The sequence below is a fragment of the Rathayibacter sp. AY1C2 genome (assembly GCF_002931195.1).
GTDB lineage: Bacteria > Actinomycetota > Actinomycetes > Actinomycetales > Microbacteriaceae > Rathayibacter.
Map to the genome: position 1 here is coordinate 49,634 of NZ_PSWG01000008.1, position 11,558 is coordinate 61,191.

Here is an 11,558-nt window from a genome sequence, read left to right on the forward strand (position 1 = left end):
GCGTCCCAGCCGCCGAGAGGCGGCTCGCGAGGGCATCGCGATCCTCATCGAGGCCGACGGGACCACTCCCGTGCGCGCCGAGCCACCCGCCCCCTCCTCCACCACTCCGCTCCGACGCCAGAAGGACTCCCTGACGTGATCGACATCCTCCCGCGACGACTCCTCGTCGGCGCGCTCTTCTCGGTCGCCCTGGTGATCGTCCTCGGGATGGGGTACATCTTCTCGACCCGGGAGCCGGCCACCGGCCTCCTGGTGATCGCCGCCGGAGTCGGCGGCATCGTCGGCGCCTACGTGCTGCTGCGGGTCCCCGCGCACTGGCTGCCGGCGATGGCGCTCGCGTTCTTCGCGCTCGTCCCGACGCCGCTCACCCCCTCGACCCTGACGTTCCGCATGACGCTCTGGGCCGTCATCCTCGTGATCTGGGCGATCCGGCGCGGGCTCGCTCCCGAGCTGTGGCGCGCCCCCGTCAAGGCGTGGACCCGCGAGCTCGTGCTCTCCCCGTGGCGGGCCGTGGTGATCCTCGCGTTCATCGCCCTCATGCTCTGGTCGGCCGTCGCGACGGTGCGCAGCTCCTTCGCGAGCGAGGGCGTCTCATGGCTGTTCAGCTTCGCGATCTGCGTGGGCGTGCCGATGCTCGTCTTCGACGCCCAGCGCGAGGCCGTGCTGCTGCGCAAGACGTGGGTGATCCTCTCCGGGCTGCTCGCCCTCTACGCCGCCCTCGAGCTGGTCGCGCAGAGCTCCCCGATCCTCGGTGCCGTCTACGGCGCCCTCGGCTACGAGCAGGACCAGCACTGGTCGCTCTACCGCGCCGAGATCACCTTCGGCCACCCGCTGCTCGCCGGCACCTTCCTCACGGTGGGCGCCGGTCTCGCGTTCGGCTCCTGGCTCCAGGGCTCCCGCAAGTCGGACCTGCTGCTGGGCATCCTGGCCTCGGGCGGCGTCGTCGCGACCGTCTCGCGCGGACCGATGGCGGCCATCGCCGTCGCGGTCATCGTCGCGCTCGTCGCCGTGGGCTTCCTCAACCCGAACCGCTCGCTGCTCCGGCCCGGCTCGATCCTGATCGCCGGGCTCGTCGCGGGTGTCGGAGTCCTGAACTTCGAGCCCGTCACCGCCCGCAACAACAACCTCGACGCCTCCATCTCGGCCGGCGCCCGCGACCTCGCGGTGACCGTGTCGCTGAAGGCGGCCGAGCTCACGCACTGGCTCGGCTCCGGAGCGGCGACGTCCGGCATCAGCGGCAGGCGGTTCTCGGACGTCGTCATCGAGAACTCGTTCCTGCAGCTGCTGATCAGCGTCGGCATCCCCGGCCTGCTGCTCTTCGTGATCATGGTGGCCGCGATGTTCGGCGCCACGCTCAGCCGTCGCGACGTCGGTCCTGCGGCGGGCCTGCTCGGCTTCATGGTCTGCCTCGCCGGCTACAACGCCATCGACGCGGTCCGCCCCAGCCACCTGCTCCTGGGATTCCTCGTCATCATCTGCCTGAACCCGGTGCACGTCCCCGACTTCTCGAAGGGCATCCGGATGCGCCAGCCCCTCGGGGCGCGGATCTTCGACGCGCCGATGGCCGTCGGGATGCGGGGCGACCGGTGAGCCGCCGCTCCCGCAGGAACGACTCGTCGCCGGCCGCGCTCGTCGTCCAGCAGTCGCTCGCGCCGCCGGACTCGACGACGCAGTACGTCGACTCGATCGTCGACGGCCTGGCGCCCGGCGTCGAGCTGCTGTTCTTCTCCTGGCGCAGCGCCCTGCTCGCCGACTACGACGTGCTGCACGTGCACTGGCCCGAGCTGATGATCCGCGGCCGCAGCCCGCTGCACCGCTTCCTGCGCCGCCGCGCTCTCGACGTGCTGCTGGTGCGCCTCGCGCTCCAGCGCATCCCGCTCGTGCGCACGGTGCACAACCTGCACCCGCACGAGCTCGGTCCCGCCGCCGAGCGCCGCTCTCTGGCCCGGATCGACCGCGCGACCGACCTGTTCGTCCGCCTGAACCCCACGACCGTCACTCCCGGCCGGGCGCCCGCCGTCACGGTGCTGCACGGCCACTACCGCGACCAGTTCGCGCAGCACCCGCTGCCCGAGCGCGAGCACGGCCGCGTCCTCTACTTCGGCATCATCCGCCCCTACAAGGGCGTCGTCGAGCTGATGGACGTCTTCCGCGGCGTGGAGGACGACTCCCTCTCCCTGCACGTGGTCGGCAGCCCCAGCACGGGCCAGCGCGAGCTGGTCGAGGAGCGGGCCGCCCGCGACACCCGGGTGCGCACCACGCTCCGCCGGGTCGACGACGCCGAGATGGTCGACGAGATCGGCCGGGCCGAGCTGATCGTCCTGCCCTACCGCGAGATGCACAACTCCGGCTCGATCCTGGTCGCCCTCTCGCTCGGCCGGCCGATCCTGGTGCCGTGCACGCCCACCAACACGGCCCTGGCCGAGGAGGTCGGCAGCGACTGGGTGATCGAGTACGACGGCGATCTCACGCCCGAGCTGATCACCTCCGCCCTCGAGCGCACGCGCACCCGTCCGCCGGAGGGGCTCCCCGCCCTCTCCGGTCGCGACTGGGACGTGCTCGGACTCCAGCTCAAGAAGGCCTACGAGGGCGCGATCGCCACCAAGAAGGGCTCGACCCGATGACCGGGACCACGCAGAAGCCGTCTCCGAGCCTCGGCCGCTCCGCGAGCCGCGGCGCCGCCGTCACGATCGGCGGGCAGGCGATCCGCATCGCCGTCCAGCTGGGCAGCATCGTCGTCCTCGCGCGCCTGCTCGCGCCGGCCGACTACGGCCTGCTCGCGATGGTCACGGCGATCATCGGCATCGGCGAGATCTTCCGCGACTTCGGCCTCTCCTCCGCCGCCATCCAGGCGAAGGAGATCACGCCGGGCCAGAAGAGCAACCTGTTCTGGATGAACGCGGGCATCGGCCTCACCCTCACCCTGCTGGTCATCGCGGCCTCGTGGCCGATCGCCGCCCTCTACGGCGACGACCGGCTCCAGCTGCTGACCGTCGTGCTCTCCTCGACGTTCCTCCTCAACGGGATCTCGACGCAGTTCCGCGCCGACCTCGCCCGGCACCTCCGCTTCGTGAAGCTCACCCTGGTCGACATCGTCGGCCAGGTGCTGGGCCTCGTGGTCGGCGTGCTGATGGCGCTCGGCGGCGCCGGCTACTGGGCGCTGGCCGCGAGCCAGGTCGTGCAGCCGCTCATCGGCGTGCTGATGCTGGTCTTCATCACGGGCTGGCGTCCCGGCCGCTACCGCCGCGGCGAGGCGATGGGCCACTTCCTCCGCTACGGAGGCGGCGTCTTCGCGACCCAGGCGCTGACCTACGCGAGCAAGAACGTCGACTCCGTCATCATCGGCGCGCGCTTCGGCCCGGTCGACCTGGGCCTCTACAACCGCGCGTTCCAGCTGATGATGCTGCCGCTGCAGCAGCTGAACGCCCCGGCTCAGCGCGTCGCCCTGCCCGTGCTCTCCAAGCTGCAGGACGAGCGCGAGCGGTTCCGCACGTTCATCCTCTTCGGCCAGTCGGCGATGCTGACGGTGATGGGCCTCGTGCTCGCCGTCCTGGGCTCCCAGTCCGACTCGGTCATCCGGATCCTGCTGGGGGAGCGCTGGCTCGCCTCGGTCCCGATCTTCCAGATCCTGCTCGTGGCCGGGTTCTTCCAGGCCACGGCGTACTGCTCCTGGTGGGTGTTCCTCTCCAAGGGCCTCGTGCGCCAGAGCGTCTGGTACAGCCTGGCGACCCGCCCGCTGATGGTCGTCCTGATCCTGCTCGGCTCCAACTGGGGAGTGACGGGCGTCGCGGTCGCGTACGCCGGCTCGCTCGCCCTCACCTGGCCGATCGCGCTGATCTGGATCGGCCGCACCTCCGACGCCCCCGCCCGCGAGATGTTCACCAACGGCCTCCGCAGCGGCATCGCGTTCGGCTCGATCACGGTGGGCTCCTTCTTCTCCACCGTCTGGATCGCCGCCGACCAGCCCGTCCTCCGCCTCCTCGTGGGCGGTGCCGCCGTCCTGGTCGGGGTCGGGCTCTGGATGCTGATCCTCCCCGCGTTCCGCCGCCAGATCCTCGGCCTCGCCGACCTGCGCCGCCACTTCCGCCGCAGCCGCCCGGCCGCCGCTCCCGCCCCGGCCACGGTCGACGCCACCAGCCCCACCGGCGACAGCGCGCTGGTCGACGGAGCCGTCACGGCCGGCACCCCCGACTCCGAGCGGCCTCCCGCCGCCGTCCCCCCCACCGAAAGAGATCGATGAAACTCAAGCTCGGCGTCGTCAAGTCCTGGAAGAAGGACTTCGTCACGACGACCCGCCTGCCCGCCCGCCGCGACGCGGCGGTGCTCCGCGCCGCCCTCGCGGACCTCCGACCCGAGCCCGAGTCGCACCTCGTGATCGCCGCTCCCGGCAGCGGCAACATCGGCGACCAGGCGATGCTGGAGGCGTTCCTCGAGAACACCACCGGTCCCGTCGTGGTCGTCCAGCGCTACGCCGGCGACGTCGTGATCCCCGAGGAGCAGGCCGACCGGGTCGAGGTCGTCGAGCTCCCGCACCTGGTCTACGGAGTGGGCGACGCGCACGCCGCCGACCTCCGCGCCTACGCCGCGCTGATCCGCCGCGCCCGCTCGGTCTCGGTCGTCGGCGCCGACATGATGGACGGCAAGTACAGCCTCCGCGGCTCGGTCCGCCGCTCCCTGCTCGCGCAGGCGGCCGCCGAGGCAGGGGTGCCCACGCGCATCCTCGGCTTCTCCTGGAACGCGGCGGCCCGCCTCGCCGCCCGCCGCTCCCTGATCGCCGCCTCCCGCGCCGGCGTCGTCCCGATGCTCCGCGATCCGCTCTCGGCGGAGCGCGCCCGGAGCATCGGCGTGCAGCGCGTCGAGGAGGTCACGGACATCGTCTTCTCGGCGCGCACCCGCGACCGCAGCTTCCGCGAGGGGCTGGGGCTGCCCGAGGGCGTCCCCTTCGCTCTCGTGAACGCGAGCGCCCTCGTCGCCGGCATGGTCGACCAGGTGCCGGAGTACGAGCGCATCGTCGACCGCCTCCGCGCCGCCGGCGTGCATGTCGTGCTCCTCCCGCACGTCTCCCGCCCCATCGGCGACGACAAGGTGGCCGTTCGCGCGGTCGCCGAGCGCGTCGGATCCGAGGGCGTCACCGTCGTCGACCGCGTGCTCATGCCCGCCGAGATCCGCGGCCTCGCCGAGGACGCCCTGCTGACCGTCACCGGCCGCATGCACCTCGCGATCATGTCGCTCTCGCTCGGCGTCCCCGCGATCACCCTCGCCACCCAGGGCAAGGTCGAGGGCATCATGCGCCTCATCGGCCTGCCGCAGCTGTGCGTCGAGCCGGTCCCCGGCTTCGCCGACCGCGTCCTCCCGGTGATCGACCGCATCCTCGCGGAGCCGGGCGACGGCGGCGTGCGCGCCACCATCGACGCGGCCATGCCCGAGGTGCGCCGCCTCTCGGCGCTCAACACCCGCGGCCTCGGCGCGGAGGTCGTGCGATGAGCGCGGCGCAGGAGAAGGGACCGCGCATGCGGATCATGTTCGTCGTCACGTCGCTGCACGGCGGCGGGGCCGAGTTCGTCGCCCGCACGTGGATGGGCTGGCTCCTCGAGCAGGGCCACCACGTCGACGTCGTCACCACCTCGGTGAAGGGCACCGACGAGTACCTCCCCGAGGGCGCGGTGCTGCACCGCATCGGCGAGGGCAAGGGCCACGTCGGCAAGGCGCGGATGCTCAAGGAGCTGTTCCGCCGCCGCACCCCCGACGTCGCGGTCGCCCTGCAGGGCTACCCGAACATCGTGCTCCTGGCCTCGGCCGAGATGACCGCGAAGGCGGACCGCCCGAAGACCATCGTGAGCGAGCGCAACCTCGTCTCGCTCGGCATCCCGGGCTTCTCGAGGACCCAGAAGGTGCAGCTCGGGCTCGCCAAGACGCTCTACCGCCGCGCCGACCACGTCATCGCGATCTCGCACCCCGTCGCGGGCGAGCTCGTCGCCGGCTTCGGCGTCTCGGGCGAGCGCTGCACCGTCGTGCCGAACCCGGCGACCGCCAAGGTCGACCGCTCGCGCCAGGTCTCGCGCACCCCCGGCACCGCGGCGGGCCTGCAGATCGTGCTGCCCTGCCGCCTCGTCGTCCAGAAGCGCCCCGAGCTCGCGATCCTCGCGGCCGAGGAGCTGGAGCGCCGCGGCATCCCCGCGAAGGTCGTCTCCTTCGGGGGCGGCCCGCTGCTCGGCAGCATGAAGGCGGAGGCGACCGCGCGCGGCGTGGACTTCCAGGACATGGGCTGGGTCGAGGACTGGTTCCACCACTTCGACGAGAACGCCGTCGTGCTGCTCCCGTCGCTGCGCGAGGGCTTCGGCAACGTGCTGGTCGAGGCGGCCGCCGCCGGCGTCCCCTCGGTCGCCGTGTCCGGGGCGCTCGGAGTCGCGGACGCGATCGTCCCCGGCCTGACCGGCGAGCTCGCGCTCACCCCCTCCGCCTCCGACCTCGCCGACGCGCTGATCCGCGCGAGCGAGCTCGAGATCACCGGCATCGACCGCTGGCTCGACCGCTTCTCGCTGGAGTCCAGCGGCCGCGACCTCGAGACGGTGCTCCGCCGGGTCGTGGGGCAGAAGTGACCCTCGTCTCGGTGGTGGTCCCGGCGCACCAGGAGGAGGCGCACCTCGCCTCCGCCCTGGAGCGCCTGCTGCGGCAGACCCACGCCGAGCTCGAGATCCTCGTGGTCGACGACGCCTCGACCGACGGGACGGAGGCGATCGGCCGCGCGTTCGCCGAGGAGCACGAGCGGATCCGCTACCTCCGCCAGGACGAGAACCAGGGCGTCGCCGCCGCTCGCGAGCGCGCCGTCGGCGAGGCCGCCGGCGAATGGGTCTGGCTGGTCGACGCCGACGACGAGTGGCCGGAGACCGCGGTCGAGGCCATGCTCTCGGCGGGGGAGGCGGGCCGCGCCGACGTGGTGGTCGCCCAGGCGGTCACGGTCGACGCCACCGGATCCACGCCCGTCGGCTCCCTGCGCGGCCCGCTCGCGCTCTCGGGCCGGGGCGCCTTCACCGCGCTCCTGGTCGGGGAGCTGACCGGGCACCTCTGGAACAAGCTGTTCCGCCGCGAGCTGTTCGACGGCATCGAGTTCACGCGGATCCGCCAGCACTCGGACCAGGCGCAGGTCGCGCAGCTGCTCGCCGCGGCCGACGAGGTCGTCGTCGTCCCCGACTCCGTCTACGAGTACCGCCTCCGCTCCGGCTCGATCATCCGCTCGGGCGCGAAGCGCGCCGACTCGCTCGCCGGGCTCGCCGCCGTGATCGAGCGGACGGCCCGCGGGCTCGACCCGCGCATCCTCGACTCGCAGGACTACTCCTACTACCGCGCGCGCTTCTCCCTGCTCTCCCGCTTCAAGGACGCCACCTCGGGCGCGCACAGTCCCGAGGAGGCGGACCGGCTCTGGCGGGCCGCGCACGACGAGGCGGGACTCCGGCACCTGGTCGCGCTCGTGCGCCGGCGCGACCTCAAGCGCTCCGTCCTCTTCGGGCTCGCCGCCGCGGCGCCCGCGCTCTACCGAGCGGCGATGAGCGCCGGGAACGGACGCCGGTGACCGTCGTCTCCCAGGTGCGCGGAGAGGCCGGAGTGCGCTTTCCGGCAATCGAGTCCTCGTCACTATTCCGTCGAATGTGCGGCGCGGACGATACACCCTTAGTCTTGATCCTCGGTCGCATTCTGCGACCGAGCCTGCGTCCTTCTCTGAGCCTTGTTCACCTCGGATGGAATTCACGAGCGGTACGACCGGGCACAAGGGGGAGAGAATGAAGCTGCTGAAGCCTGCGGGCGGGGCCCGACGCGAATGGGTGGATTTCGCCAAGGGTGCCGCCATCCTGATGGTCGTGTACTACCACACGTCGTTGTACCTCGGTGACATCGGGGTCGAGAACACTCTCGGCCGCATCAAGGTCGTGTTCGAGCTGTTCCCGATGCCCCTCTTCTTCCTGGTGTCCGGTCTCTTCGGCTCGCGCATCCGCACCTGGAGCTTCGGCGACCTCTGGCGCCGCAGGCTGTACCCGCTGCTCTGGCTCTACGTGGTCTGGTCCGTGATCCGCATGGCCTTCTACCTGGTCGTGCCGCTCGCGAACGGCGGACTCGGCGAGCTCCCCGCGACCGACCCGCTCAACCTGCTCCTGCTGTTCTTCTGGCCCAGCAGCAGCTACTGGTTCATCTACGGCCTCGTCCTCTTCACGCTCGGCGCGTGGCTCCTGCGCAAGGTCGACCACCGCGTGCAGGTCGCCCTCGCCGCGGTGATGGGGACGATGTTCACCACCGGTCTCCTCAACACGACCAACGTGGGCTGGAACCGCATCGGCGCCCTGTTCGTCTTCTTCCTGGTGGGCACGCTCTACTCGAAGAGGATCATCGACTTCGTCGAGCAGAAGGGGAGCCGCGCGTTCCTCTACGTCACTCCGGTCTTCGTCGTGCTGAGCGCGGTGCTCTTCCTCTTCCCGATCCGCTGGGTGCCGTTCCTCGCCCTCGCCGGCCAGATGGCCGCCGTCGCGATGGGCATCCTCGTGTCGCGGGCCCTCTCCCGAGTGCGATTCCTGAACTTCTTCACGATCTGCGGCGAGCGCAGCCTGCACATCTACCTGCTGCACCTCTACTTCATCGTGATCGCCATCACGATCCTGCGGGTGATCCTCCCCGAGGACCGCTCCGAGATCGGCGGCTTCGAGGTGCCGCTGCTGCTGGTCGTGATGGTGCTCGCGGTCGTCCTCTCGCTCTTCGTGACCCGCTACCTCTCGAAGGTCAAGTGGATCTACGTCCCCCCGGCCGCCCTCGGCGGCCCCGGCAAGCGGCGCAAGCCCGTGCCCGTCCCTGCGCGCGGCCCCGGAGTCGTCTCCGATCCCGTCGCGGTCCCGGCCGATGAGCCCGGCACCTCCCCCAGTTACGAGAAGAAGAGAGCGGAGTCCCACGAGTGAAGACGACACGAGCACGCAGAGCCGGAGTCCTGGCGGCCGTCGTGGCCGTCGCCCTCGGGCTGGCCGGCTGCTCCTCGCAGCCCGAGCCCGTCCGCACGCCCGACGGCTTCACGACGGAGAAGGCGATCGAGTACCGCTCGGTCGACGGCGTCTCGCTGAAGGCCGACGCCTGCCTCCCCACCGCGGGCGGCACCGACCGCCCCGCGCTGCTGATGCTGCACGGCGGAGGGTTCGTCGACGGTGCCCGCGACGAGGGCGGGATGACCGAGCTCTGCGAGTACTACGCCGAGCGCGGCTTCGTCTCGGTCTCCGTCGACTACCGTCTCCTCCAGGACAGCCGGTACCCCGGCCAGATCGAGGACGCGCAGGCCGCCGTGGAGTGGCTGCGCGAGCCCGCGCAGGTCACGCGCTTCGGCCTCGACCCCGCCCGCATCGGCGTGATGGGCAGCTCCGCCGGAGCGATCATCGGAGCGACCATGGGCACGCTCGGCGAGGGCTCCCTCACCGAGGGCTCGCGGGTCAAGACGGTCGTCGCCTTCTCGGCGGTCGCCGACATGACCGAGACCGGGATGTCGCTGGGCACGCCGGTGCCCGAGGCGAAGGAGCAGATCCTCTCCTACCTGGACTGCGACGAGATCGACTCGACGACCTGCCCGCAGAGCATCCCCGCGTCGCCGATCACCTCGGTCGACTCCACGGACGCCCCGCAGATCTGGCTGACCTCCGAGGACGAGCTCGTCCCGGTCGAGCAGGCCGACGCGATGCAGGTCGCCCTGCAGGACGCCGGAGTGGCGTCCGAGGTCGGCGTGGACGGCTCCGGCCACCACGGGCTCCAGAACAACACCCCGAACAACAAGAAGGCGATCCTCGCCTTCCTGCAGGCCCACCTCTGATCCACCGCTCCCGCGCGAAACCTCGCGGCCGGGTCCGCGCAACGCGGACGACACATCACGACGCTACAGTCAGACCCCCTGCACTCCGGTGCAGTCGACGAAAGGGACACCACACACCATGACCTTGAACGGACTGTTCGCCGGCATCGGCCGGAGGTGGGTCTACATCGTCGCCTTCGCTCTGCTCGGCGCCGTGGCGGCCCTGGTACTCAACGCCGTCCTCCTCCCGCAGTACAAGGCGGACGCACGCGTGTACGTCGCGGTCTCCTCGTCCGGAGTCCTCTCGACCGCGGACCGGGTCGCGGCCAACAGCGCCGCCTCCCAGGCCACGGTCACCTCCGTCGCCCTCGGCACCTCGGACACCGTCCTGCAGGGCGTCATCGACGGCCTCGGCATCGACGAGCCCATCGAGGAATTCGCCAAGCGCGTGACCGTCCTCGCCGAGCCGGAGTCCGTGGTCATCACGATCTCGGCCACCGACCCCTCGCCCGAGCAGGCCGCGGTCATCGCCAACGCGGTCGCCGCCCAGCTCGACGCGGCCGTGAAGGGCGCCGATCCGGCGACCACCACGAACGGCGTCGCCGTCCCGCAGATCCAGCTCCAGGTGCTCAGCCAGGCGCTCCCGCCGGAGCTGCCGGTCACCGGTGGCATCCTCGTCCTGCTCGCGCTCGGCATCCTCGGCGGCGCCGTGGTCGGCGTGGGAGTGGCGATCGTGATGACCGCCCTCGACCGCCGCCTCCGCAGCGGCGACGACGTCCGCTCCGCGATCGACCGGCCGCTGCTGGGCATCGTCCCGGTCAAGGCCACCAAGCTCGACGAGATGCTGAACTCGACCGAGATCCCGGCCCGCTACTCGGCCGTGGCGTTCGAGCTCTCCGCCATCGCGCGCACCCGCTCGTACTCCTCCTTCGCGATCGCCCCGGCGTCCGAGAAGACCCCGCACACCGCCAGCGCGGTGCTGCTCGCCAAGGCGCTGGCCGTGCTCGGCTCGTCCGTCGTGATCGTGGACGGCACCGCCGAGGGCTCGGCTCTCGCTTCCGCCTCGGGCGGACGCCCGGGCCTGCGCGAGGTGCTCGCCGGAGCCGCCTCGCTCGACGACGCGATCATCAAGCGCTCGACCGACCGCGTCGACCTGCTCCCCGCGGGCGGCGCCCAGGCCGGTACGCCGATGCCGACCGACGCCCTCCGCGCGCTGGTCGAGGAGCTCGAGAAGGTCTACGACATCGTCCTGATCGTCACCGGCACCCTCGGCGCGACCGAGCAGTCGCCGACCTTCCGCGGCGTGGCCGACGGCGCCGTCCTCGTCCTGATCGAGGGCAAGGTCGACTCGCCCCAGGCCGCCGCCGACGTGCACTGGATCGAGACCGCCGGCACCCCCGTGGTCGGCGCGGTCGTCCTGGCCCGCCACAAGCTGCAGAAGGCCCCCGCGATCGTCTGATCGCGTCCTCGCACGCTGCGGAAGAGCGCACCCCGGCCCCGGCCGCGGTGCGCTCTTCCGCATCCGGGGACTGCGCGGTGCCCGGCGGGGGCCCGGCTTGCCCTCTGTCCGGACCCAGCCGGCCCATCCGACGCCTGGCCGGCACTCCAGCCCCCTCCACCCCTCCGCGAGCCCGTTCACTCCGCGAGCCCGCAGAACTCGCGGTACTCGCGCGCGACTCCGCCCACCTCCGCGGACTCGGCAGGAGGCGGCGTCACCGTCCGGGCCCGCGGGCTCTCCGGGGCCCGG

General features: G+C 71.8%; 9 protein-coding genes. All 9 read left to right on the forward strand.

Annotation, left to right across the window (positions count from 1 at the left end):
• The first annotated feature begins 135 nt into the window (after nt 1–135).
• The gene (locus C5C55_RS08125) at nt 136–1,590 is read left to right on the forward strand and encodes an O-antigen ligase (RefSeq protein ID WP_104233540.1); all 1,455 of its coding nucleotides are present in this window, start codon (nt 136–138) and stop codon (nt 1,588–1,590) included.
• Nucleotides 1,587–2,624 (forward strand): glycosyltransferase, encoded by a 1,038-nt coding sequence (locus C5C55_RS08130; RefSeq protein WP_104233541.1) that lies wholly within the window; start codon nt 1,587–1,589, stop codon nt 2,622–2,624. Before C5C55_RS08125 ends, C5C55_RS08130 begins: the two co-directional genes overlap by 4 nt.
• A complete protein-coding gene (locus tag C5C55_RS16950) occupies nt 2,621–4,240 on the forward strand; it encodes a lipopolysaccharide biosynthesis protein (protein ID WP_104233542.1) in 1,620 nt (539 codons plus the stop codon). The genes C5C55_RS08130 and C5C55_RS16950 overlap by 4 nt, the downstream gene beginning before the upstream one ends.
• Nucleotides 4,237–5,484: a polysaccharide pyruvyl transferase family protein gene (locus tag C5C55_RS08140; protein ID WP_104233543.1), complete on the forward strand. Its 1,248-nt coding sequence runs from the start codon at nt 4,237–4,239 to the stop codon at nt 5,482–5,484. Before C5C55_RS16950 ends, C5C55_RS08140 begins: the two co-directional genes overlap by 4 nt.
• 26 nt (nt 5,485–5,510) lie before the next feature.
• Nucleotides 5,511–6,599 (forward strand): glycosyltransferase, encoded by a 1,089-nt coding sequence (locus C5C55_RS08145; protein WP_181067812.1) that lies wholly within the window; start codon nt 5,511–5,513, stop codon nt 6,597–6,599.
• Nucleotides 6,596–7,570, forward strand: coding sequence for a glycosyltransferase family 2 protein (locus C5C55_RS16555; RefSeq protein WP_104297679.1), 975 nt, complete (start codon nt 6,596–6,598; stop codon nt 7,568–7,570). The genes C5C55_RS08145 and C5C55_RS16555 overlap by 4 nt, the downstream gene beginning before the upstream one ends.
• A gap of 208 nt (nt 7,571–7,778) precedes the next feature.
• Nucleotides 7,779–8,939: an acyltransferase family protein gene (locus C5C55_RS08155; RefSeq protein WP_181027202.1), complete on the forward strand. Its 1,161-nt coding sequence runs from the start codon at nt 7,779–7,781 to the stop codon at nt 8,937–8,939.
• On the forward strand, nt 8,936–9,832 hold the full coding sequence (locus C5C55_RS08160) for an alpha/beta hydrolase (RefSeq protein WP_104247646.1): 897 nt from the start codon (nt 8,936–8,938) through the stop codon (nt 9,830–9,832). The genes C5C55_RS08155 and C5C55_RS08160 overlap by 4 nt, the downstream gene beginning before the upstream one ends.
• 118 nt (nt 9,833–9,950) lie before the next feature.
• Nucleotides 9,951–11,270: a Wzz/FepE/Etk N-terminal domain-containing protein gene (locus C5C55_RS08165; RefSeq protein WP_104233544.1), complete on the forward strand. Its 1,320-nt coding sequence runs from the start codon at nt 9,951–9,953 to the stop codon at nt 11,268–11,270.
• Nucleotides 11,271–11,558: the final 288 nt, after the last annotated feature.